General features: G+C 62.3%; 22 protein-coding genes, 1 tRNA gene and 1 riboswitch. Of the genes, 14 read left to right on the forward strand and 9 right to left on the reverse strand.

Annotated elements, in window-relative coordinates:
• Positions 1–11: 11 nt before the first annotated feature.
• Together ACW9UO_RS13565 and ACW9UO_RS13570 are read right to left on the reverse strand one after the other, a co-directional pair.
• Entirely contained in the window at positions 12–1,235 is a 1,224-nt protein-coding gene (locus ACW9UO_RS13565) for a glutathionylspermidine synthase family protein (RefSeq protein ID WP_457086324.1), read from the reverse strand.
• Between the two features lie 288 nt (positions 1,236–1,523).
• A tRNA-Lys gene (locus tag ACW9UO_RS13570) sits at positions 1,524–1,599 on the reverse strand.
• Between the two features lie 104 nt (positions 1,600–1,703).
• Here ACW9UO_RS13570 and dapF point away from each other — a divergent pair.
• From dapF to ACW9UO_RS13610, 8 genes are all read left to right on the forward strand, one after another.
• On the forward strand, positions 1,704–2,540 hold the full coding sequence (gene dapF, locus ACW9UO_RS13575) for a diaminopimelate epimerase (RefSeq protein ID WP_457086325.1): 837 nt from the start codon (positions 1,704–1,706) through the stop codon (positions 2,538–2,540).
• On the forward strand, positions 2,537–3,805 hold the full coding sequence (mtaB, locus tag ACW9UO_RS13580) for a tRNA (N(6)-L-threonylcarbamoyladenosine(37)-C(2))-methylthiotransferase MtaB (protein ID WP_457086326.1): 1,269 nt from the start codon (positions 2,537–2,539) through the stop codon (positions 3,803–3,805). Before dapF ends, mtaB begins: the two co-directional genes overlap by 4 nt.
• 3 nt (positions 3,806–3,808) lie before the next feature.
• Positions 3,809–4,438, forward strand: coding sequence for an FMN-binding negative transcriptional regulator (locus ACW9UO_RS13585; RefSeq protein WP_457086327.1), 630 nt, complete (start codon positions 3,809–3,811; stop codon positions 4,436–4,438).
• A 45-nt stretch (positions 4,439–4,483) separates the two neighbouring features.
• Positions 4,484–5,089, forward strand: a complete 606-nt coding sequence (locus ACW9UO_RS13590; RefSeq protein ID WP_457086328.1) for a glutathione S-transferase family protein — start codon at positions 4,484–4,486, stop codon at positions 5,087–5,089.
• Positions 5,090–5,156: 67 nt separating this feature from the next.
• Positions 5,157–5,444, forward strand: a complete 288-nt coding sequence (locus tag ACW9UO_RS13595) for a hypothetical protein (RefSeq protein ID WP_457086329.1) — start codon at positions 5,157–5,159, stop codon at positions 5,442–5,444.
• Positions 5,445–5,458: 14 nt separating this feature from the next.
• On the forward strand, positions 5,459–6,022 hold the full coding sequence (gene petA, locus ACW9UO_RS13600) for a ubiquinol-cytochrome c reductase iron-sulfur subunit (protein WP_457086330.1): 564 nt from the start codon (positions 5,459–5,461) through the stop codon (positions 6,020–6,022).
• An 11-nt stretch (positions 6,023–6,033) separates the two neighbouring features.
• Positions 6,034–7,380: a cytochrome b gene (petB, locus tag ACW9UO_RS13605; protein ID WP_457086331.1), complete on the forward strand. Its 1,347-nt coding sequence runs from the start codon at positions 6,034–6,036 to the stop codon at positions 7,378–7,380.
• Positions 7,381–7,395: 15 nt separating this feature from the next.
• Positions 7,396–8,196, forward strand: coding sequence for a cytochrome c1 (locus tag ACW9UO_RS13610; protein WP_457088658.1), 801 nt, complete (start codon positions 7,396–7,398; stop codon positions 8,194–8,196).
• 327 nt (positions 8,197–8,523) lie between these two features.
• Here ACW9UO_RS13610 and ACW9UO_RS13615 read toward each other — a convergent pair whose 3' ends face one another.
• Genes ACW9UO_RS13615 through ACW9UO_RS13625 form a run of 3 tightly spaced genes read right to left on the reverse strand, consistent with a single transcriptional unit; the run spans position 8,524 to position 11,670 of the window.
• On the reverse strand, positions 8,524–9,213 hold the full coding sequence (locus tag ACW9UO_RS13615) for a thiamine ABC transporter ATP-binding protein (protein ID WP_457086332.1): 690 nt from the start codon (positions 9,211–9,213) through the stop codon (positions 8,524–8,526).
• Entirely contained in the window at positions 9,206–10,708 is a 1,503-nt protein-coding gene (locus ACW9UO_RS13620) for an ABC transporter permease family protein (protein ID WP_457086333.1), read from the reverse strand. The genes ACW9UO_RS13615 and ACW9UO_RS13620 overlap by 8 nt, the downstream gene beginning before the upstream one ends.
• On the reverse strand, positions 10,684–11,670 hold the full coding sequence (locus tag ACW9UO_RS13625) for a thiamine ABC transporter substrate-binding protein (RefSeq protein WP_457086334.1): 987 nt from the start codon (positions 11,668–11,670) through the stop codon (positions 10,684–10,686). Before ACW9UO_RS13625 ends, ACW9UO_RS13620 begins: the two co-directional genes overlap by 25 nt.
• Before the next feature lie 35 nt (positions 11,671–11,705).
• A riboswitch (TPP riboswitch) is annotated at positions 11,706–11,813 on the reverse strand.
• 93 nt (positions 11,814–11,906) lie between these two features.
• On the opposite strand from ACW9UO_RS13625, the gene aroC reads away from it, so the two are divergent.
• On the forward strand, positions 11,907–13,022 hold the full coding sequence (gene aroC, locus ACW9UO_RS13630; protein WP_457086335.1) for a chorismate synthase: 1,116 nt from the start codon (positions 11,907–11,909) through the stop codon (positions 13,020–13,022).
• 206 nt (positions 13,023–13,228) lie between these two features.
• On the opposite strand, the gene ACW9UO_RS13635 is transcribed toward aroC, so the two are convergent.
• Complete coding sequence (locus ACW9UO_RS13635) at positions 13,229–16,030, reverse strand: [protein-PII] uridylyltransferase (RefSeq protein WP_457086336.1); 2,802 nt, start codon at positions 16,028–16,030, stop codon at positions 13,229–13,231.
• Positions 15,990–17,183, reverse strand: coding sequence for a penicillin-binding protein activator (locus ACW9UO_RS13640; protein ID WP_457086337.1), 1,194 nt, complete (start codon positions 17,181–17,183; stop codon positions 15,990–15,992). The genes ACW9UO_RS13635 and ACW9UO_RS13640 overlap by 41 nt, the downstream gene beginning before the upstream one ends.
• Positions 17,184–17,335: 152 nt before the next feature.
• On the opposite strand from ACW9UO_RS13640, the gene rsmI reads away from it, so the two are divergent.
• The 4 genes from rsmI (at position 17,336) to ACW9UO_RS13660 (ending at position 20,481) form a co-directional block, all read left to right on the forward strand.
• Positions 17,336–18,151 carry a 16S rRNA (cytidine(1402)-2'-O)-methyltransferase gene (gene rsmI / locus ACW9UO_RS13645; RefSeq protein ID WP_457086338.1) on the forward strand — a complete coding sequence of 272 codons (816 nt, stop codon included), beginning with the start codon at positions 17,336–17,338 and terminating at the stop codon, positions 18,149–18,151.
• 18 nt (positions 18,152–18,169) lie between these two features.
• Positions 18,170–18,574 carry a YraN family protein gene (locus ACW9UO_RS13650; RefSeq protein ID WP_457086339.1) on the forward strand — a complete coding sequence of 135 codons (405 nt, stop codon included), beginning with the start codon at positions 18,170–18,172 and terminating at the stop codon, positions 18,572–18,574.
• A 75-nt stretch (positions 18,575–18,649) separates the two neighbouring features.
• A complete protein-coding gene (gene gshB, locus ACW9UO_RS13655; RefSeq protein ID WP_457086340.1) occupies positions 18,650–19,585 on the forward strand; it encodes a glutathione synthase in 936 nt (311 codons plus the stop codon).
• A 2-nt stretch (positions 19,586–19,587) separates the two neighbouring features.
• Positions 19,588–20,481, forward strand: a complete 894-nt coding sequence (locus ACW9UO_RS13660; RefSeq protein ID WP_457086341.1) for an alpha/beta hydrolase — start codon at positions 19,588–19,590, stop codon at positions 20,479–20,481.
• Here ACW9UO_RS13660 and ACW9UO_RS13665 read toward each other — a convergent pair.
• Positions 20,447–21,961, reverse strand: a complete 1,515-nt coding sequence (locus tag ACW9UO_RS13665) for a YifB family Mg chelatase-like AAA ATPase (protein ID WP_457086342.1) — start codon at positions 21,959–21,961, stop codon at positions 20,447–20,449. The two genes, ACW9UO_RS13660 and ACW9UO_RS13665, sit on opposite strands and share 35 nt — an antisense overlap.
• Before the next feature lie 93 nt (positions 21,962–22,054).
• A complete protein-coding gene (locus ACW9UO_RS13670; protein ID WP_457086343.1) occupies positions 22,055–22,924 on the reverse strand; it encodes a glutathione S-transferase in 870 nt (289 codons plus the stop codon).
• 195 nt (positions 22,925–23,119) lie between these two features.
• Between ACW9UO_RS13670 and ACW9UO_RS13675 the strand changes: the two genes are divergently transcribed.
• The gene (locus ACW9UO_RS13675) at positions 23,120–23,998 is read left to right on the forward strand and encodes an RNA polymerase factor sigma-32 (RefSeq protein ID WP_457086344.1); all 879 of its coding nucleotides are present in this window, start codon (positions 23,120–23,122) and stop codon (positions 23,996–23,998) included.
• The last annotated feature ends 2 nt before the right edge of the window (positions 23,999–24,000 follow it).

Raw genomic sequence — 24,000 nt, forward strand, 5'->3', positions numbered from 1 at the left:
GGGCGTGCGGTTTAGACAGTAATATAGTGCGGTTTGAAGCGGGATAAATCCTGGGTGATGCGGGATTTGTCTTCGCGGATGCCGATCCCGGCACAGGTCCGGCCCACGATCCACGCGCCGATCACCGGGCGAAACCCGTCAAATACTGGCAGGGGGGCGTAGGCCTGGATGATGCGGGGATGCTCGGCGTAGTCGGTGTTTTTCGACGCCTCAAGAAGGTCGCCGTCTTGGTGGATCGTCACCGAAGCCCCCTCGCGCGACAGGATCGGTTTGTGGACATGGCCCGCCGTCAGCCGCTCTTGGGCGCGCTCAAAGGCCTCGGCCACTGCGGGGGCCGTTGTGCCGCCTGTCATGGCATCCGAGATGTCGCGTTCAAAGAACGCGGGCAGCAGGTTGGGGTGATCCTCGAACATCTGCCAGAGCACCGGCAACAGACCCTTGTTCGACAGAAGAGCCTTCCACGCCGGTTCCAGAAACAGACAGCCCGACCCGGCGATGTGTTTGGCGTAGTCGTCGCGCAAAAGGTCTTCCCACGGGTAGAGCTTGAACAGCACCGCAATCCGGCGATCCTCGTCATCAAGGAACTGGCCGTCCTTGCTTAGCCCGATCTTGTCGAGATCGAAGTAATGCGCGCCAAGGCCGGCTTCGCGCGCCGCCCAACCCATCGCCTCGACGGTGCCATAGTCTTCGGGGCTGCCGGCGACGGCGGTGAAATGCAGATCGCTGCCCGCCTCGAACACCTCGGAAAACCGCGCGACAAGCGCCTCGTGGATGCCATTGAACTGGTCGGCCCCCTCGGGCAGCACCCCGGCCTTGAGCTGATCTTCCAGCCATTGCCACTGAAACGCGGCGCTTTCGTAAAGCGAGGTTGGGGTGTCGGCGTTATATTCCAACAGTTTGGCGGGGCTCTTGCCGTCATAGGCAAAATCGAACCGGCCATAAATCTCGGGATCGTCGTTGCGCCAGCTTGCGGCCACAAGGTCGCGGTGCGCCTCGGGGATGGCCAGCCGGTCCATCAGCTCTTCGCTCTGAACGATATGGCCCACGGCTTCGCGGCACATCTCATGCAGCTCGGTGGCCGGGTCTTCCAGCTCGGTTTCGATCTGCTCAAGCGAAAAGGCATAGGCCGAGGATTCGTCCCAGTAGGGTTCGCCATACATATCGGCAAAGGTAAAACCGACCTCTTCGGCATGGGCGCGCCAATTTGGCCGCTCTGGCAAGGTGATCTTCTGCATAGAGCCGCTCCCCGGTGTTGCTGGAACCGTTTAGTTGGTTTTGTTTTTGGCAACCAGCCCAAGTTTGCCGTGACGTCACACCGGCGCATGCGGGCAGAGGACCCGCCGACCCCGGCCCAAGCGCGCAGGCCCAAGCACACAGGCCCAAGCGCGCAGGCCCAAGCACCCTGTGCGAAGCCGAGCATTTGCCCGCATTGCGCGGCTTGATCCGCGTGGCTGGCGGGGGAACAAGAAAACCGCCAGTCAGGTGACCGGCGGTTTTTCTTGTGCTCATTCAGGTAGATGTAGTGGTGAGCCGTGATGGGTTCGAACCATCGACCTACTGATTAAAAGTCAGTTGCTCTACCAACTGAGCTAACGGCCCACTGGCGGCGTATCTAGAAATGTATGGGCTAGCGGTCAACCCCGAAAACGCGAAAAAATGCGAGGCTCTGGAATTAGTTCTGACAGACGCGTATATGCGCGCAGATGAGCATTGCGAAAAACAGCAACTTGCCGTTCATGAAGATGCACGGTTTGGGCAACGACTTCGTTGTCGTGGATGGGCGTGCGCGCCCGGTAGAGATGACGGCCGCGCTAGCGACAGCTTTGGCCGACAGGCAACGTGGCGTCGGATTCGACCAGCTTGCGGTGATTGTGCCGGGTGAGAACGTCGATGCCGAGCTGATCTTTTACAACGCCGATGGCTCGATCTCGGCGGCCTGTGGTAATGCCACCCGCTGTATTGCGCGCCATCTGATGACTGAGACCGGGCAGGGGGCGTTGCGCCTGCGCGCCGGGACGCGGGTGCTTGCCGCGCGCGATGCGGGCATCGGTCTGACCAGTGTGAACATGGGGCTGCCGGACACCGACTGGCAAAGCGTGCCCCTGGCCCGCGCGATGGACACGTTGGAACTGCCGATTGACGGCACGCCGACGGCCACCGGCATGGGCAATCCGCATTGCACCTTTTTCGTCGAGGACGCCGAGGCGGTTGATCTGGCCACCCGCGGCCCCGAGATCGAACATCACCCGCTGTTTCCCGAGCGCACCAACGTGCAGTTCGCCAGCGTGATCGGCGAACACACCCTGCGGATGCGAGTGTGGGAGCGGGGGACGGGCATCACCTTGGCCTCTGGTTCTTCGTCCTGTGCCACTGCCGTTGCGGCGCATCGCCGAGGGCTGACCGGGCCAGAGGTGACGATTCACCTTGATGGCGGTATCATACAGATCAAAGTGACCGAGGATGGCGTTTGGATGACCGGGCCAACCATGCATGTGTTTTCCGCCGAACTGACGGCGGAGTTTCTGGAGAGCCTGTCATGAGTGCGCCCGTTCTGTCCAAACCTGTTTTCTCGACTTTAGGCTGCCGTTTGAACGCCTATGAGACCGAGGCGATGAAGGAACTGGCCGCCGAGGCCGGGCTAGGCGATGCCGTGGTGGTCAACACATGCGCCGTCACCGCCGAGGCGGTGCGCAAGGCGCGGCAAGAAATCCGGCGGTTGCGGCGCGAGAACCCCAATGCGCGGCTGATCGTGACGGGCTGTGCGGCGCAGACCGAGCCCGAGACCTTTGCCAAGATGGATGAGGTCGACGCGGTGATCGGCAACACCGAAAAGATGCAGCCCGACACTTGGCGCGGCATGGCGGCGGATTTTGTGGGCGAGACGGAAAAGGTGCAGGTCGACGATATCATGTCGGTGACTGAAACCGCCGGCCATCTGATTGACGGTTTCGGCACCCGGAGCCGCGCTTATGTACAGGTGCAGAACGGCTGTGATCACCGCTGTACCTTCTGCATCATTCCCTATGGTCGGGGCAATTCGCGCTCGGTGCCCGCCGGTGTCGTGGTCGATCAGATCAAGCGGCTGGTGGATCGCGGCTATAACGAGGTGGTGCTGACCGGGGTGGACCTCACGTCTTGGGGGGCCGATCTGCCCGGCACGCCGCATTTGGGCGATCTGGTGCGGCGAATCCTGAAACTGGTGCCCGATTTGCCACGGCTGCGAATCTCGTCGATTGATTCGATTGAGGCCGATCCGGCGTTGATGGAGGCGATTGCCACCGAACCCCGGCTGATGCCGCATCTGCATCTGTCGCTGCAGGCGGGCGATGACATGATTCTCAAGCGGATGAAGCGGCGCCACCTGCGCGACGACGCGATTGCCTTTTGCGAAGAGGCAAAGCGGCTGCGCCCGGATATGACCTATGGCGCGGATATCATTGCCGGTTTTCCGACCGAAACCGAGGCGATGTTTGAAAATTCGTTGAAGCTGGTCGAGGATTGCGGTCTGACCTGGCTGCATGTCTTTCCCTATAGCCCGCGTCAGGGCACCCCGGCGGCGCGGATGCCGCAGGTGAATGGACGCGCGATCAAGGACCGGGCGGCGCGGCTGCGTGCGGCGGGCGAGGTACGGGTCTCCGAACATCTGCGCGCCCAGACCGGGTTGCGCCATGCGGTGCTGATGGAGAATCCGGGCATGGGACGGACCGAGCAGTTTGCCGAGGTGCGCTTTGGCAGCGATCAGCCCGAGGGCCAGATCGTGCAAGCGACGATCACCGGCGTCGACGGCCAGCAATTGGTCGCCTGAGCGATGCACCCCAACCCAATCTTTCGCCGCGAGGCCGAGGCCAGAAATCTGGACTATGCCCGCGAGCGGGGATTCGGCTGTCTGACGGTGGGCAATGGCGATGCGGCTCCGCTGATCGCGCAGGTGCCTTTTCTTTTGGCACCGGACGGCGGCTTGGCCGAGCTGCATCTGGTGCGCTCGAATCCGATTGCCCGGCTGTGCACGGTGCCTTTGGCAGCGCGGATTGCGGTCAATGGCCCCGATTCTTATGTCTCGCCCGATTGGTATGAGGTCGCCGATCAAGTGCCGACGTGGAATTATGTGGCGGTCGAACTGACCGGGCGGTTGTCACCGCTGCCGCAAGACGCGCTGTGGGATCTGCTGAACCGGCAATCGGCGCTGTTTGAAGAGCGGCTGCGGCCCAAACGCCCCTGGACCACCGACAAGATGTCGCCCGGGGTGATGGCCAAGATGATGCGGATGATCCAGCCGTTCCGGTTTGAGGTCGCGGCGGTTGAGGGCACCTGGAAGCTGGGCCAGAACAAGCCCGGAGAGGTGCGCGATCGTGCCGCCGATGGCATTGCGGCCTATGGTCAGGGGCAGGAATTGGCGCTTCTGGCGGCGCTGATGCGGGGCGTGGACAAGGACGCGTAAGCTGCTAACCTGCGGTGAAATTCAAACACTGCGGAGACGAACGGCATGAAACTCCTGATGGCGGGTCCGTCGCCTTTCGTGCGCAAGGTCATGGTGACGTTGCACGAGACCGACCAGAAAAATGCGGTTGAATATGAACGGGTTGTGGCCTCGCCCACCGGCCCTTCGCCCGAGCTTATCGCGGCCAATCCGGTGGGCAAGATCCCCGCCTTGATCCGCCCTGACGCCCCTGCGCTGTATGACAGCCGGGTGATTTGCCGGTTTCTCAACGCGCGCGTTGGCGGCACGCTGTACCCCGAAAAACGCCAGTGGGATGTGCTCACGCTTGAGGCCACCGGCGATGGCATCATGGAGGCGGCGGTGCTGATGATCTATGAAGAGCGGTTTCGCCCCGAACAGAAGCGATCTTCGGAGTGGGTCGAGGCGCAATGGGCCAAGATTGACCGCGCGGTTTCGGCGCTGAACACCCGCTGGGTCAGCCATCTGCACGGGCCGCTGGACATTGGCCAGATCTCGGTGGCCTGCGCGCTGTCCTATCTCGATTATCGCCACGCCGCGCGGCAATGGCGCACCGGCAACACCGCGCTGGCCGATTGGTACAAGGTGTTCGCAGAGCGCCCGTCGATGGTGGAAACCGAACCTTCGGACTGAACACCGGCTGAACACGGGGTGAACACCGGCTGAATACGGGCTGAATTTGCCGTCTGGGTGCCGCGGGATGCGGACAAAAGCTCCCGACGGCAAAAAAGATTCGCCCGAGTCGCGTTATTTGACGATTTCTGTCCACTACCCGTTTGCCAAATTGGCGAAATCACCGGACAATCCGGCCACTGGTGTCGCCAAGACCGGTTTTCAACGTTTTTTTGGCGCGACATTAGGGCGCGATGTGCCCTGCGCGCTTTTGAACGCTGGACGTCATTTTGACGCGGCGCTAAACACCGCCCCGGGGAGCTGCGTCAGATTTGAGATGCAGCCGGGAATTGTTTTGCCAGTCATCTGGCGCTGAAATGGAGATCACTCGTGTCCCACGCAGACGATCACGAAGGCACCCGCAGAGATTTTCTCTACTATGCCACCGCAGGCGCAGGCACCGTTGCGGCCGGTGCCGCGGTTTGGCCGCTCGTTAATCAAATGAACCCGTCCGCCGACGTGCGCGCGCTCAGCTCGATCCGGGTTGACGTGTCTGGCGTCGAGGTCGGCACACAGCTTACCGTCAAATGGCTGGGCAAGCCGGTGTTCATTCGCCGACGCACCCAGGAAGAAATTGACGAAGCACGCAATGTCGATCTCAGCACGCTGATCGACGGTGTGGCCCGGAATGAAAACATTCAAGGCCAGGCCGCAGCCTCCGACGAAAACCGTTCGATGGACGAAAACGGCGAATGGCTGGTGCAAATCGGTGTCTGTACCCACCTCGGCTGTGTGCCTTTGGGTGACGGCGCGGGTGACTTTGGCGGGTGGTTCTGCCCCTGTCACGGCTCGCACTACGACACCTCGGGCCGCATTCGCAAAGGGCCGGCACCGCAGAACCTGCATGTTCCGCTGGCCGTCTTTGAAGACGACACAACCATCAAGCTGGGTTAAGGAGCGTAGATATGGCTGGTATTCCTCACGACCATTACGAACCGAAGTCCGGCGGCGAAAAGTGGCTGCACAAACGGCTTCCTATCGTTGGGCTCGCGTATGACACGCTGATGATCCCGACGCCGAAGAACCTCAACTGGATGTGGATCTGGGGCATTATCCTGACATTCTGTCTGGTGTTGCAGATCGTCACCGGCATCATTCTGGTGATGCACTACACGCCGCATGTTGATCTGGCCTTTGCCTCGATCGAACACATCATGCGCAACGTGAACGGCGGCCACTTTATCCGCTATGTCCACATGAACGGCGCGTCGCTGTTCTTTGTTGCGGTCTATGCGCATATTTTCCGCGGCCTGTATTACGGCTCGTACAAAGCCCCGCGTGAAATTACGTGGATCATCGGCATGCTGATCTATCTCGCGATGATGGGCACGGCGTTCATGGGCTATGTTCTGCCCTGGGGTCAGATGTCCTTCTGGGGCGCGACCGTGATCACCGGCCTGTTTGGCGCGATCCCGTTCATTGGCGAACCGATCCAGACTTGGCTCTTGGGTGGACCGGCGGTTGATAACGCGACGCTGAACCGCTTTTTCTCGCTGCACTATCTGCTGCCGTTTGTGATTGCGGCGCTGGTTGCGGTGCACATCTGGGCGTTCCACACCACCGGCAACAACAACCCCACGGGTGTTGAAGTGCGCCGGACGTCGAAAGCCGATGCCGAGAAAGACACCCTGCCGTTCTGGCCCTACTTCGTGATGAAGGACCTGTTCGCGCTGGCCGTCATCCTGGTGGTGTTTTTTGCCATCGTTGGCTTTATGCCCAACTACCTTGGCCACCCCGACAACTACATCGAGGCCAACGCGCTGGCGACACCGGCACACATCGTTCCGGAATGGTACTTCCTGCCGTTCTACGCGATCCTGCGGGCGTTCACCTCTGAGGTTTGGGTTGTGCAGTTTGCCAGCTTCGTGACCGGCGGTATCGTCGATGCCAAGTTCTTTGGTGTTCTGGCGATGTTTGGTGCGATTGCCGTGATGGCGCTGGCCCCTTGGCTGGACACCTCCTCGGTACGGTCGGGCCGCTATCGCCCGATGTTCAAGTGGTGGTTCGCGCTGCTGGTGATCGACTTCATCGCGCTGATGTGGCTGGGTGCCATGCCCGCCGAAGAGCCTTACGCCAGCTTCTCGCTGATCGCGTCGGCCTATTGGTTTGGCTACTTCCTGGTGATCCTGCCGCTTCTGGGTGTGATCGAGAAACCGCAGGCCGTGCCGGACACCATCGAAGCCGATTTCAACGCCAAGATGGCCAAGAAGGCCGCAAAAGGCACTGGCTCCGCCAGCCAGCCGGCTGAATAAGAGGACGAGAGAATGATGATCAAGAAACTCACCCTCTCTGCTGTCGCGGCGTTGGCGCTGAGCGTCAGCGGCGCATGGGCGGCAGGCTCGGAAGGTCACATCGAAGATGTGGACTTCTCGTTCGAAGGCCCGTTCGGTGCCTTTGACCAGAACCAGCTGCAACGCGGTCTTCAGGTCTACACTGAGGTCTGTGCTGGCTGTCACGGTCTGCAATATGTGCCGCTGCGCACGCTGGCCGACGAAGGTGGCCCGCATATGCCGGCGGATCAGGTTCGGGCCTATGCCGGGCAGAACTTTGAAGTGTTTGATGCCGAGCTGGATGATTTCCGCCCGGCGGTGGACACGGATAACTTCCCGGCCAACACGGCGGCGGGCGCTCCTGACCTGTCGTTGATGGCCAAGGCGCGTGCCGGTTTTCACGGGCCGTATGGCTCGGGCATGAACCAGCTGTTCAAAGGCATGGGCGGCCCTGAGTACATCACCGCGGTGCTCACCGGTTACACCGGCGAGGAAAAGACCGAAGCAGGTGCGACGCTGTATGAGAACACCGCCTTTCCGGGTGGCTGGATCTCGATGGCCCCGCCGCTGGATGATGGTCTGGTAGAGTTTGCCGACGGCCATTCCAACGATCTGCATTATCTGGCCGAAGACGTGTCGGCCTTCCTGATGTGGACGGCGGAACCCAAGATGATGGCGCGCAAGCAGGCGGGTCTGACCGGGGTGATCTTCCTCGTGCTGCTGTCGGTGCTGCTGTACCTCACCAACAAACGCATCTGGGCCCCGGTGAAACGGCAAGCCAAGCTGGCAGGCAAGTAAGCCAAAGCAGTAAATTGTCGAAAGGCCCTGCGGTTTCGCGGGGCCTTTTGCGTTTGGAGAGGGCCGATCCATCAATGGATCGGTGCTGATCTGTCAACAGATCAGGCAATGCGCGCTACTGAAGCGTCATGGGCAACGGTCCGGGAGAGAGATATCGCCGCCGCCGGCCTCCCGATCCATCAATGGATCGGTGCTGATCTGTCAACAGATCAGGCACCGCGCGCAGTCAAAGCATGACGGGCAACGGTCCGGAGAGAATCATCGCGGCCGCCGGACCCCCGATCCATTGATGGATCGGCACTGATCTGTTGACAGATCAGGCACCGCTCACAGCCCGAGGTAAGCGGCCAAATTCTCGGGGGGGGCAGCAAACAGCGTCGCGGTCGGCTGCGGCGGATGCAAGTGGCCATCGCCGACCCACGCGGTTTGGTCCGCCACCCGGCGCGCATCTTCGGGCGCGTGGCTGACCATGATCACCTTGATCCCGGCCGCGCCCGCCAGCCGCGCCACCAGATCGAGCATCTCGGCGCGCAGCGCCGGTCCCAGCGCCGAAAACGGCTCATCCAGAAGCATCAGCGGCCGGTCCTGCAACAGCACCCGCGCCAGTGCAGCGCGGCCTTGCTGACCGCCTGACAGTTCCGCCGGTTTGCGCCCGCCCATGCCGGTCAGGCCGACGTGCTCCAAAGCTGTCTCGATCTTAGCGACTTGGTCTTTCGAAGGGCGGCGGGTGGTCAGCGCCAGCGCCAGGTTGGCGGTGATGGTGAGATGCGGGAACAGATTGTTGTCCTGAAACAGGATGCTGACCGGGCGTTTGGCCGGGGGCAGAGCCGTAAGGGCAGCACCGCCCCAGAGGATCTCGCCGGTCGAGGGCGGCAAAAAGCCTGCGATCATGTTGAGGACGGTGGATTTTCCCGCGCCAGACGGCCCGATCAGCGCGGTGAATTGCCCCTCGAACGTGGCGTCGGCTTGCAGGTGAAAACCGGCCTGCTCCAGCGTGACAGTGCTCAGTTCAAGCATCGGTGCGACCTCCTCGATCAAAGGCCCAGAACACCCCCAGGCTCATCATCAACAGCAACAGTGCCGCCCCCTGCGCGGCCTCCATCCGGTAGGCCCCCATCAGCCGGTACAACTGTAGCGGCAGGGTCGCGTGTTCGCCATCGGCAAACAGCGCAATCACCCCCAGATCGCCCATCGACAGCGCCGCCGTCAGCCCGGCAGCAAAGCCCAAGGGGCGGCGCAGGCGTGGCAACAAGACGATGCGCCACAGGGCAAAGCCAGTGAGGCCCAGCGTCGCTGCGAGGTTGCCGAAATCGGCGCGGGCGGCTTCAAGCTCGGGCCGGAGAATGCGCAGCACGAAGGGCAGGGCCATCAGGGCGTTGACCAAAAGCGTGACCGGCAGGGCGGCCTCGGCGGGGCGGATGAACGGCTGCACGATAAGAAACAGCCCGGTGCCCAGCACCAGCCCCGAAACCGCCACGCCCAAAAGCCCGGCCAATTCGCCCGCCCGGGTGGCCAGCGGCAGGGCCAACAGCAACGTCACGCCGGTGGCCCCCAGCGCCACCGTCAAGGAACGCACTGCGGCCCACCACACGTCGGGCGTCAGCAACAAAAGCCCCGGCACACCGGCCAGCACGATCATCGCCAGCGGCGTCAGCAAGAACAGCGCCGCCAGCGCGATCCAGCAGTAATCCAGCGCGCGGGCCAGCGCGGTCTGCCCGTCCCAGCGCGCGTGCGCACGGTCCAGCCCTGCACCAAAGCCATCAGGCGGCGACAGCCAGAACAGCGTCAGCGCCGCCGTTAGGCCCAGCGCCAGTTGCACAAGCGCGAGGCTCGCCGCCTTGCCGAGATCGAAATCGAATTTGAACGCTTGGTAGATCGCCAGTTCCACCGTGGTCGCCTTTGGCCCGCCGCCCAAGGTCAGCGCGACGGCGAAAGACGTCAGGCAGATCACGAAGCTCACCGCAAAGGCCCCCGGCGCGATCCGGCGCAGCATCGGCCACTCCAGCAGCCGCCCCACCGGCGCGTCCAAGGACGCGGCTAGGCGGAAGCGTTCCGCCGGGATCGCCAGCCACCCCTGAAGGATCAGCCGGGTTGCCAGCGGCAGATTAAAGAACACATGCGCCAAAATCACGCCGTGATAGCCATAGATATCCATACGCGGCAGGCCAAAAGCGCCGCCAATTTGATTGACCAGCCCATTGCCGCCAAACACCGCCAGCAGCCCGAGCACCGCGACGATCACCGGCAGGATGAACGGCGCGCCCATCAGCGCGATGAGCAGCCCGCGGCCCGGAAACCTCTGCCGTGACAGGGCGCGCGCGACGGGCACGGCCAGCGCGACGCTGACCGCGGCCGACACCGCCGCCTGCCAAATGGTGAACCACAGCGCATCGAAATCCGCCGCGCCCAAAGCCCCAAGGCCCCCGCCACGCCAGATCACCGCAGCCACGGGGCCGATCACCAGCCCCGCAACCAGAAGCGCCGGGATTACTGCGACAGCGCGCTGCGCCATGCGTCGATTGCCGTGTCGCGAAGCTCTGCGGCTTCATCCTCGGTATAGAACAGCACCTTGTCGGGCACCGGCAAATCGCGGAATCCGTCGGGCCATTTGTCCACCGGCAAAGCGGCCGGGAACGACCAGTTCGACGTCGGGATCATGGTCTGGAACTCTTCGGTCAGGATGTAGTCCATGAACTGATCGGCAAGGTCGGGGTTGTCGGTGCTGGCCAGTTTGCCCACCAATTCGGCCATGAAATAGTGGCCTTCTGGGAAAATCGCCGCCGATTTGGTCAGGTCGCCCTCGGCGATGATGTGGTAGGCGGGCGAGGTGGTGTAGCTTAGCACCATATCGGCCTCGCCATCGGTGAACAGGCCATAGCTTTCCGACCAGCCTTTGGTGACGGTGACGATCTTGGGCGCGAGCTTCTCCCACGCCGCCTGAGCGCCATCGCCGTAGACCGCCTGCACCCAAAGCACCAGCGCGAGGCCAGAGATTGACGAACGCGGGTCCTGGATCACCAGCCGCAGATCGTCGGGGGCGTTCAGCAGGGCGTCAAACGTTGCGGGCGGAGTCACGACCAACTCGTTGTTATAGATAAACGCGGTGTGGCCGTAGTTGAACGGCAAGAAGGTGTCGTCGTCCCAAGCCACCGGCAGAGTCAACGACGCAGTGTCGACCCCGTGCGGCGCAAACAGCCCGCTGTCGCGTGCTTTCTTGGTGATGTCTGTGGTCAATCCGATCACCACGTCGGCCTCGGTCCGTGCGCCTTCCAGCAGGATGCGGGGCAGAATATCGCCGGTCTTGTAAACCAGATCACAGCCACAACGCGCCTCGAACCCCTGTTCGATGCCGGGGCCGGGGCCCCATTCGGAATTGAAATAATCGCCTGCGTAAACAGTCAGCACGGGGGTCTCTGCGCTGGCCAGTGTGGCCGAAGCAGTGACAAGTCCCGCAACGATGGTGCGTCCCAGCATGGGGCTCTCCAAATGTTGTGGGCGGAGTGGGGGGTGCACACGCAGTCAACCTTCCCTCCGCCGGTTTTAGCCGGTTCAGGTTCAACGGGTTCGCCAATGGCATCTCAGCAGTTTCACGCGAAACAGCTCCCCGAGGTGGGGCCAGTGGTACGCGCCCCATGGGGGTGCCACAAGGCAATTGTGCTTGAGGGTCAGCGGTAGGGGGCTTAGAGAAATGGGCAGATGGAGGGTCTCACATGAGCTACAACACCTTTGGCCGCATGTTCCGCGTCACCACATGGGGCGAAAGCCACGGGCCTGCGCTTGGCGCGACGGTGGATGGCTGCCCTCCGGGGGTCGCGATCGACGCCGCATTCCTTCAAGTCTGGCTCGACAAACGCAAGCCCGGACAGAACAAGAACATGACCCAGCGCAAAGAGCCGGATGAGGTCGAGATCTTGTCGGGGGTGTTTGAGGGCAAATCCACCGGCACGCCGATCCAGCTGATGATCCGCAACACCGATCAGCGGTCGAAGGATTATGGCGATATCGTTGAGAAATTCCGCCCCGGTCACGCCGATATCACCTATTGGCAGAAATACGGCATCCGCGATTATCGCGGCGGCGGGCGGTCTTCGGCGCGCGAAACGGCGGCGCGGGTGGCGGCGGGTGGCGTGGCGCGGGCGGCGCTGGCGCATATGCTGCCGAGGCTGAAGATCACCGGCTACATGGTGCAGATGGGTGAGAAACATATCGACCGGTCGCGGTTTGATTGGGACGAAATCGGGCGCAATGATTTCTGGGTGCCGGATGCCGAGGCTGTGCCGGAATGGGACGCTTATCTTGGCCACTTGCGCAAGGACGCGCATAACTCGGTTGGCGCGGTGATCGAAGTGGTGGCGCAGGGCGCGCCGGCGGGTCTGGGCGCGCCGGTCTATGGCAAGCTGGACACCGATCTGGCGACGGCGATGATGTCGATCAACGCGGTGAAAGCGGTTGAGATTGGCGATGGCATGGCGACGGCGGCGCTGACTGGCAGCGAGAATGCCGACGAGATTTTCATGGGGCCGGAGGGGCCGGTGTATGCGTCCAACCACGCGGGTGGTATTTTGGGCGGGATTTCCACCGGGCAGGATGTGGTGGTGCGCTTTGCGGTGAAGCCGACGTCGTCGATCCTGACCACGCGCAAGACGATCACCAAGTCGGGGGAAGAGACCGAGATCATCACCAAGGGTCGCCATGATCCCTGTGTTGGTATTCGCGCGGTGCCGGTGGGCGAGGCGATGATGGCCTGCGTGATCCTCGATCACATCCTGATGCACCGTGGTCAAATGGGCGGCGCGGTTGGCGACACCCTGGGCAAGATCGGATAAAACTTTTCCGCTTGCGGGGTAGCTGATCCATTGATGGATCAGTCCCGATCTGTTGACAGATCGGGCGTGTCGCGCTGGTTTAGAGGACGCAGTGCATCGGCTGATCCATTGACAGATCGGGTGTGTCGCACCGGTTTAGGGGTCGCGGCGCATCGGCTGATCCATCAATGGATCAGGACCGATCTGTCAACAGATCGGAGCTGACGTCAGGAATGCGCGCGCGCCGCCCCTTCCTGGATCGCAGTCCGCAGCTTGTTCTCCAACGTTTTCTGTTTGCCCGGCGAATGGAACTTCAGCCCGAACATGTCCTTGACGTAAAAGCTGTCCACCACCTGTTCGCCGTAGGTCGCGATCACGGCAGACGAGATATAGACGTTGGCATTGGCGAGCGTCCGCGTCAGATCGAACAACAGGCCGGGTCGGTCGCGGGTATCAACTTCGATGATCGTGTAAATTTCCGACCCATCGTTGTCGAAGGTGATATGCGTTGGCACCCGAAAGGCCCGTTCGCGCTTTTTGATCTTGTCGCGTGATTTGATTGCATCGCGCGTCACCACTTCGCCCAGCAAGGTTTTGTGGATCATGGTGCGCATCCGGGGCAGCTTGCTGGCCTCATACGGCGCGCCTTCGCTGTCTTGCACCCAAAAGGCCGCTGTGGCGAAACCGTCTTTGGTGGTAAAGGTCCGCGCGTCCACCACATTGGCCCCAACCAAGGTCAGTGCGCCGCACATCCGGCTAAAGATACCGGGGTGGTCGGCCATGGCAAAGCATACGCGGGTGGCATCCCGGTCTTCGTCGGGGTGCAGGTCGATGGCGATTTCGTTGTCGGCCAGATTGCGCAGCAGCCCCGCAAACACCACATGCGCCGTGACATGCAGCCCTTGCCAATACGGCGGATAATGCCGCCCGGTCTCGGCGCGCACCTCCTTGGTGGGCCAATCGACCAGCGCCTTGCGCAGATCCTTCTTGGCCTCGGTGCCGCGGTTCTCGCGGTTGAGCGCCTCCATACCGTCTTCGAGCGCCCGCCGGGTCTGGCGATAGAGCGCGCGCAGCAGCGCCGCTTTCCAGTTGTTCCAGGTGCCCGGCCCGACGCCGCGAATATCACAGACCGTGAGCACGCAGAGCAGATTGAGCCGCTCCACCGTCTTCACCGCCTTGGCAAAGTCGCGCACCGTGCGTGGATCGGCGATATCGCGTTTCTGGGCCATGTCGGACATCAACAGGTGATAGCGCACCAGCCATTCGACGGTTTCGCATTCTTTCTTGGTCAACCCCAGCCGCGGGGCCACCACCCGTGCAATGCGCGCGCCAAGAATGGAGTGATCCTCATCCCGGCCTTTGCCGATGTCATGCAGCAGAAGCGCCACATACAGCACCTTGCGGTCGATACCTTTCTCGATGATCTCGGTCGACACCGGAAGCTCTTCGTCGAGCTCGCCACGCTCGATCTCGGCAAGGTGGTGGATGACCTGAATGGTATGCTCGTCCACCGTATAATGGTGGTACATGTTGAACTGCATCATCGCCACGATCGGTGCAAATTCCGGGATAAACGCGGCCAGAACGCCCAGTTCGTTCATCCGGCGCAGGGCGCGTTCCGGGTTGCCATGTTTGAGCAGCAGATCAAGGAATTGCTTCGCCGCCGCCGGGTCGCGGCGCATGTCATCGTCAATCAGCGACAGGTTCGATTTCACCAGGCGCATTGCGTCCGGGTGGATCAGCACCTCCGAGCGCAGCGCCTCTTCGAACAGCCGCAGCATGTTGAGCTTGTCCGACAGAAAGGCGGCCTCATCGGCAATCGCCAGACGGCCGTTGGTGACGATGTAACCGTCCTTGACCTTGGGCGTGCGGCGGAAAATCCGCTCGATCAGCGCCGGGCCTTTGGTGTGATCAGCCTCGAGAGAGGTCAGGAAAATCCGCGTCAGATCCCCCACCTCGGTGGCGTGCAGAAAGAAGTCCTGCATGAAGTGTTCGACGGCCCGTCGACCGCCTCGGTCGATATAGCCCATCGCCGACGCCACTTCGACCTGAAGGTCGAATGTCAGCTGTTCTTGCGGGCGCCCCGCAACAAGGTGCAGGTGGCAGCGCGTGGCCCAGAGAAAGTTTTCCGCCCGCTCAAAGCTGGAGTATTCCTCGGGGTCAAACACGCCGAGCGGCACCAACTCGCTGGAATGGCTGACATGGTGGACGTATTTAGCGATCCAATACAGCGATTGCAGATCGCGCAGCCCGCCCTTGCCCTCTTTGACGTTGGGCTCAACCATATAGCGCTGGCCCCCCTGTTTTTCGTGCCGGGCGTCGCGCTCTTCCAGCTTGGCCTCGACAAATTCACGCTCAGTGCCGGTGAAAAGATCTTCGCTCAACCGGGTGTCGAGCCGCTCGGCCAAAGGTTCGTCTCCGGCCAGCAAGCGATGCTCTAATAGGGCGGTGCGGATGGTGAAATCTTCGCCGCCAAGCCGGATGCAATCGCGCACCGTGCGCGACGAATGCCCCACCTTTAGCCGCAGATCCCACAGGATATAGAGCATGGATTCAATCACGCTCTCGGCCCAGGAGGTGATCTTGTACGGCGTCAGAAACAGCAGATCGACGTCGGAAAACGGTGCCATCTCGCCACGGCCATAGCCGCCGACGGCGATCAGCGACAGCCGCTCGCCTTCGGTCGGGTTGGACAGCGGGTGCAACAGCTCGGTCGCCACGCGCCAAGCGGTCAGCACCAGTTTGTCGGTCAGCCACGTATAGCTGCGTTTGGCCGGGATCGCGTTTAACGGATTGGCGCGCAACTCTTCGGCAATCGCGGCCATGCCCGATTTGCGCGCCGCCAGTAGGTGCGCGACCAGCGTCTTGCGAAACGACGCCTGCTCTGCGCGGTCAAATTCGGCCATCAACGCGTCAACCGCGGCGTCATCAAAGATGCGCGCCGCGGGACAGATCAGGTCTTCATCGGTGAAAGTCGGACGTGCCGGTTCAGAAACCGGCACCGCCAAAGCGTTTGGGGGCTGGGTCAAGTATTACCACCTTTTTGCCGCGCACAGTGGCCACTGCCAGCGCGCGTTCGTTTGTACCGTCGGACAGCAGCCGGAAGATGCCGCCAACACCCTGGAAGCCCGAAGTTTGGGTCAGGGAGCGTGTTGTCAGCGCATCCGATTTGCCTTTGGCGACCAAGGCGCCGATGGCGGCGATGCCGTCAAATCCGAGACCGGCCAGCGGGTGCGGCGACTCGCCGTATGCGGCGCGGTAACGGCTCTCGAAGGCGGCTGTGCGGGTCTGATCGGGAAGGGCGAACCAGCCACCCTGCACACCGGGCAGCGCCAGCGTTGCCGGCGGCACATCCCAACGGGCCAGGCCGATATACTGCTTGGCGTCCGGCGCGATGCCGTTCTCGGGGAGGAGTTGCACCAGAAGCGGCAGGGCACCAGCGGCGTTCGAGGTCAGGAAGACCGCGTCAGATTTGCGCGCCGCAGCGGCGATGCGCGGCATGGCCGACACCACGCCGTCTTGCGAGAAGTCAAAGCCTTCGGCGCTGGTCACTTCGATGCCATTTGATCCGGCGGCGGCCTCGATGGCGACCTTGCCAAACTGGCCCTCAACATTGTTGGGATAGACAATCGTCACCGATTTTTTGCCAGAGCGGCCCGCGTAGTCCATCAGCCGGTTGGCGGTGTTGCGGAAGGTCGCGCCGAGCACAAAGACGTTGCCACCGGCAATCGACGGGTTGTTGGAGAAGCTCAGAACATTGACGTTGTCATCGGCCACCTGAACGCCCACGGCGTTGGCGGCTTCGCCAAACAGCGGGCCAAGGATGATCTTGGCACCGTCGTCGACAGCCTTTTGTGCCTGCGCAGCAGCGGTCGCGGCACTGCCCGCCGTGTCATAAACCCGCAGATCGATCCGCACGTTGCCCAGATCGGCCACCGCCAGCTTGGCCGCGTTTTCCAAGGCACGGGCCACCGCGCCGGCGCCCGCATCGCTCTTGGGCACCAAGAGCGCGACAGGAACCGGTTGGCTGGCGTCAATCTTCTGGCCGCCGCCGCTGCCAAGCCCGCCCATCTCGATCGGTTCACAGGCGGTGAGTGCGATTACGCCGAACGACGCCGCCGCAACGCGGGCAAAACGGGGCAGACGCAGCCGCTTGCGGGCTACAGACAAAACGGCAAACATGGCATATCTCACTTCGTGGTTTGACGGGGGGGCACGCGCCACCCTATTTGGCGCAATAATAAACACAGAGCGGGGCGGGTCCAGTGGGGAATGTGAACGAGGGCCATAAGTGGCAGAGAGACGCCCGTGCGCTGGCGGGGGGCTTGTATTTTGTGGCGGTGCCAATTGGCAATGCGCGCGACATCACGTTGCGCGCGCTTGATGTGCTGGCGCAGGCCGATGTGCTGGCCGCCGAAGACACTCGCGCCCTGCGCCGACTGCTGGAATTGCATGGCGTGGCGCTGAATGGGCGGCAAATCCGGGCCTATCATGAACACAACGGCGACAAGGTGCGCCCCGGCTTGCTTGCGTCTTTGGCCGAGGGGCAATCGGTGGCCTATGCGTCTGAGGCGGGCACGCCGTTGATCTCGGATCCGGGGTTTGACCTTGCGCGGGCGGCGGCGGAAGAGGGGGCCAAGGTGATGGCCGCGCCGGGGGCCTCGGCGGTTCTGAGCGCGCTGAATGTGGCCGGATTGCCGACCGACAGGTTTTTGTTTGCCGGTTTTTTGCCCTCCTCGGCCTCGGCGCGCCGGCGCGCGCTTGAGGGCGTGGCGAACATCGAAGCGACGCTGGTGTTTTACGAATCGCCCCGGCGGGTGGCTGCGATGCTGGCCGATGCGGCGCAGGTGCTGGGCGAAGATCGCCCCGCCGCCACCTGCCGCGAACTGACCAAGAAATTCGAAGAGGTTGTGCGCGCGCCGCTGGGCCAGCTGGCCGCGCAGATCGCCGAAGGCGAACCACGCGGCGAATTTGTCGTGGTGATCGGCAAAGGCGCGGCAGAGGAGCAATCCGAGGAAGACATCGAAACGGCGCTGCGCAAAGCGCTTGAGACGATGACGGTGCGGGATGCGGCGGATGTGGTGGCCAAGGCCTTTGGTCAAAAGAAACGATTCGTTTACCAAATGGCCATAGAGTTGAGCAAAGAATAACCATCTCAGAGGTATGTCATGGCGCTGGATATTGGCTTTGCGGATCGTGCCGAGGTACGCGCCCGGCGTGGACGGTCCAATCATCTGGCCGGCAGTTCCGCTGAAACGGCGGTTGAACGCCGCTATGTCGACAGCGGCTATACGGTCTCGGCGCGCCGATGGCGCGGCGCAGGTGGCGAGATTGATCTTATCCTGCGGTCTCCCGCTGGCGAATGGGTCTTTGTCGAGGTCAAGAAAGCCCGCGATTTCGATCAGGCACTGGCGCGCATCTCACCCCGGCAAGTGGCCCGCATCCATGCCGCCGCCGCCGAGTTTCTGGCGCAATTTCCGGGGGGCGAAAACAACGATATGCGATTTGATGCCGCGCTGATGGATGCAATGGGACAGATATCCATTCAAGAGGGTGTGTTGCTGGGATATTGATCGGTCTTCGTTGCACCATTGAACCCGGGTTGGGCTTGGGCCATGTATGAGGCTGCAACAGCTTGGGACTAGCACATGAAAATTGCCTTCCAGATGGATCCGATCGAAACGGTGGACATCAATTCCGACAGCACATTCCGGCTGGCCGAAGAGGCGCAGGCGCGGGGGCATGAGCTGTTTTATTATCTGCCGGACCGGATTGCCTATCAAGAGGGGCGGATCACCGCGCGCGGGCAGGATCTGCGTGTCAAACGTGAGCAGGGCGCGCATGCAGAGCTTGGGCCGCTGCGCGAGGTCGACCTGTCAGAATTCGATGTGATCTGGCTGCGTCAGGACCCGCCGTTTGACATGCATTACATCACGCTGACCCATCTGCTAGATCGGCTGCGTGGACAGGTTTTGGTGGTCAATGATCCGTTCTGGGTGCGCAATTACCCCGAAAAGCTTCTGGTGCTGGATTTCCCCGATCTGACCCCACCCACCGCCATCGCGCGCGATCTTGATACGCTGCGCGCGTTCCGCGAACGGCACGGCGACATCATCCTCAAGCCGTTGTACGGCAATGGCGGGGCCGGTGTGTTCAAGCTGAATAAGGACGACGGAAATCTTGCGTCCCTGCATGAATTGTTCAGTGGTTTTTCGCGCGAGCCGCTGATCGTGCAGAAATATCTGCCGGCCGTAACCGCAGGCGATAAACGGGTCATTTTGGTGGATGGCGAACCGGTTGGCGCAATCAACCGGGTGCCGGCCAAAGGCGAAACCCGCTCCAATATGCATGTCGGCGGCCGCCCCGAGAAGATCGGGCTGACAGACCGCGACCGCGAAATTTGTGATCGCATTGGCCCGTTGCTGCGCGAAAAGGGGCAGGTGTTTGTCGGCATCGACGTGATCGGCGACTATCTGACCGAAATCAACGTGACATCGCCCACCGGCATTCAAGAGCTGGAGCGGTTCGACGGGATCAACGTGGCCGAAAAAATCTGGCAGGCGATTGAAGCCAAGGTCAGCTGAGGATGATCCGCCACCTTCTCAATCCGTATTTGCGGATGACGGAAAAGCGGCGGCTGTCGCGGGTTGACGACCCTAAGGCGCTCCGCCGGGCCTTTGAGATAAACGCGCGGCTGTTCTTCTGGCCACCGCGCGGCGCGGCGTTTGCCGCGCGCGAAGTGGCGGGCGTGCCGGTTACCGGCGTCAACGAGCATGCGAAAGGGCCGCTGATTCTTTATCTGCATGGCGGCGGCTATGTGTTCGGCTCGCCGCGCACCCATCGCGCCATGGTGGCGCATCTGTCCCGGCACACCGGGTTTCCGGCGCTGTTGCCAGATTATCGCAAGGCCCCCGAGCATGCCTTTCCCGCGCCAGTCGAGGATGCGCTCGCGGTTTACCGCGCCGTGATGGCGCGTCCGGGCGGCATCATTTTTGGCGGAGACAGCGCCGGGGGCGGGCTTGCGCTGGCCTTGCTGGCGGAGTGTTTGCGTCTGGACTTGCCTTTGCCGCGCGCGCTTTTTGCCTTTTCGCCGCTGACGGATCTAACCTTTTCCGGTGCCAGCGTTAAGACAAATGCCGCGTCTGACGTGGTGCTCCCGGCGCATCGGACCGCCGAAATTGCCGAAAAATACCTGCAAGGCGCAGATGCAAAAGACCCGCGCGCCTCGCCCTTGTTTGCCGATTTCACCGGTGCTCCGCCGGTCTGGATCACGGTCGCCGACCGTGAAATCCTGCTGGATGACACCGTGCGGATGGCGGCGCGTCTGCGCGCACAGGGGGTGCAAGTGACTGACATTATTGCGCATGATTTGCCGCATGTTTGGCCGCTTATGCACGGGCTACTGCCCGAAGGTCGGGCGACATTACGCGACTTGGGTCAATGGCTTACACGTCTTTCACCCCCAAAAGCCGATAGCTGAGCGCTTCGGCGATATGGGGCCGGTGGACGCTGGCGGAGCCGTCGAGATCGGCAATCGTGCGCGCCACCCGGATCACCCGGTGATAGCCGCGCGCCGAAAGGCCAAAGCGGTCGGCCGCCGTGAGCAACAGCCTGCGCCCCTCGTCATCGGGCGTGGCAAAAGCCTCTAACGCCTTGCCTTGGATGTCGGCGTTCACGCGGGTGTGATCCAGCTCGGCATAACGCGCGGTTTGCACGTCACGGGCGGCGGCGACACGGGCGGCGACCTCGGCCGAACTGTCACCGCTTTCAGGCAGATCGAGATCGGCAAAGGACACCGGCGGCACATCGACCCGAAGATCGAAACGGTCCATCAACGGGCCGGAAATGCGGCCCATGTAGTCTTCGCCGCACTGCGGCACACGGGCGCAAGCGCGGGCGGGATCGGGCAAGTAGCCGCATTTGCAGGGGTTTGCGGCGGCCACCAGCATGAAACGGCAGGGATATTTGACGTGCGCATTGGCGCGGGCCACCATGACTTCGCCGGTTTCGATAGGTTGGCGCAGGGTTTCCAGAACCGTGCGCGGAAATTCCGGAAACTCGTCCATGAACAGCACGCCGTTGTGCGCGAGGCTGATTTCGCCCGGTTTGGCACCGCGCCCGCCACCGACAATTGCGGGCATCGATGCGGTGTGATGCGGCTCGCGGAAGGGGCGCACGCGGGAGATGCCGCCTTGGTCAAGCAGCCCGGCGAGCGAGTGGATCATCGAGGTTTCCAAGGCTTCGGTGGCCGAAAGATCCGGCAAAATCGAGGGCAGGCGGGCCGCCAGCATGGATTTCCCCGACCCCGGCGTGCCGACCATCAAGAGGTGGTGGCGCCCGGCGGCGGCGATTTCCAGCGCGCGTTTGGCGCGTTCTTGCCCGCGCACATCCCGCATGTCGCGGCCCGTTCTGGCCGCGATCACCTCGCCCGGTTCCGCCGGGGGCAGCGGCGATTGGCCGGTGAAATGGCGCACCACATCCGACAATGTCGCCGCGCCGATCACCTGGGTTGCGCCCACCCAGGCGGCCTCGGGGCCAGAGGCGCGCGGGCACAGCAGGGCGCGGTTATCCTCGGCGGCGGCCATCGCGGCGGGCAGGGCGCCGATCACCGGGATCAGCCCGCCATCGAGCGACAATTCCCCCAGCGCGACGATGCCAGCCACCGCATCTTCTGGGATGATTTCCAGTGCGGCCAAGAGGCCCAGCGCGATGGGCAGGTCGAAATGCGAGCCCTCTTTGGGCAGGTCAGCGGGCGAGAGATTAACGGTTATCCGCTTGGACGGCAGCGCAATCGACATCGAGGCCAGCGCAGAGCGCACCCTGTCGCGCGCTTCTGACACCGCCTTGTCGGGCAGGCCGACGATCGAGAAGGCGGGCAGCCCGGCGGTGACCGCGCATTGCACTTCGACGGTGCGCGCCGTCACGCCCTCAAAGGCCACCGTATAGGCACGCGAAACCATGAAAACATCCTTAACCACTGATCACACGCGAGGGTGGGCCTGAGTGGTTGAGGAAGGGTTAACAGCCGGTCGAAAAGGTTACCGGCGGCTGGGTCAGGCGCCGTCGACCATGGCGATGAATTGGGGCCAGGCGGTGGGATCAACGCAGGTCTTGTCCCGGCAAAACGGGTTGCAAAACCCCCAGACCTTGCCGCGAAATTCGAGGAAATCTGTCACCGGATCGCCCGAGTAGGGGCAGGTGTCATTGACGGATGGGCCGGTTTCGACACGCGCCGCAGGCTCGGGGACCGGGCCGGGCCAGTCCACCACGGCAAACTCTTTGGCATAGCGTTGCAGCGTCGCGCCCTTAACGAGCCCCATCGCGCGGAACCGGCGAAAGGCCGGATCGGACAGGTGTTGGGCGACGTATTTCGCTGCTGCATCGCTGATCGGCAGGCCGTACCCCGCCAGCCGCGCCGCCACCGGAGCAAAGAAGGCATCGGCGGCAGAATACTCGCCGCACAGCCACGGACCGCCTGATTTTGCCAAAGAATACGCCCAAATTTCTTCCAGCCGCGCGAGGTCTTCCGCCAATGCCGCAGACACCGGCACATCGGTGTAGGCCAGCCGCAAATTCATCGGGCAAAAAGAGCGCAATTCGCCAAAGCCCGCGTGCATTTCAGCCGTCAAGGACCGGGCTGTTGCACGTAGCGCAGGGTCGCTTGGCCACAACCCCAATTCGGGGTGCCGCGACGCCAATTCCTCGGCCAAGGCCAGCGAATCCCAAACCAAATCGCCATTTTCCAGCCCGGCAGTGGGAACTGTTTTGGCCGGCGGACGTTGTAACTGCAGAGCTACGGAGGCGTCATCGTGAAAATCCAGCAGTCGAACACGGCAATCGCGACCGAAGCGGCGGAACAAAAGCCAGCCGCGCAGGGACCAGCTGGAATAGGCGTAATCGCCAATGTGGAGAATGTCAGTCATGCGCGCAGCTTAGGGCCGCTCGGAATGGCTGTCCAACAGCGTTTTGTGCGCACCTTCATAAGGATTTGTGAATGTTCGTAATGGCACTCTTCAAGCTTTCAATAGCGGGTTCAACAATGAATCTGATCCAACAGGGACACCGGGGCGTACCAATTGTGGTGACACGACAGACGGTCAAATCAGTGAGGACGAAACATGGCGCTTGATGCTTTGAACGACAGGGTGCTTTCGCGGGCGGCAATGAAAGCCGAGCTGCTGGACGCGGAAACCGAGCTCAAGCTGGCCTATGCGTGGCGGGACGACCGGGATGAAGCCGCGCTTCACCGCCTGATCACCGCCTATATGCGGCTTGCCATTTCGATGGCGTCGAAATTCCGCCGCTATGGCGCGCCGATGAATGACCTGATCCAAGAGGCCGGTCTTGGCCTGATGAAAGCCGCCGACAAGTTTGACCCCGATCGCGGTGTGCGGTTCTCGACTTACGCTGTGTGGTGGATCAAAGCGTCGATCCAGGACCACGTGATGCGCAATTGGTCGATGGTGCGCACCGGGTCGACCTCCTCGCAAAAGTCGCTGTTTTTCAACCTGCGCCGGGTGCAGGCCCAGATCGAGCGTGAGGCCGCGGCCCAAGGCCAGACGCTGGACCAGCACCAGATGCGCCACAAGATTGCCACTGAGATTGGCGTGCCGCTAGCGGATGTCGAGATGATGCAGGGGCGGTTGTCCGGCTCCGACTTCTCGCTGAACGCAACGCAATCGGCCGAGGATGAAGGCCGCGAATGGATTGACACGCTTGAGGATGATGGCCCGCAAGCTGCCGATCATGTCGAGTTGTCGCATGACAGCCGGCAGCTACGGCAGTGGCTGTTGGTGGCGATGGAGCAGTTGAACGAACGCGAGCGGTTCATCGTGCGCGAACGCAAACTGCGCGGCAAACCACGGACGCTTGAGAGCCTAGGCGACGAGCTGAGCCTGTCGAAAGAGCGCGTGCGCCAGCTTGAGGCGGCTGCGTTTCAAAAGATGCGCAAATCGCTTGAGGGCCAGAGCCACGAGGTGCAACACTTCCTTCTATGAGG

The organism is Marinovum sedimenti, assembly GCF_054052205.1.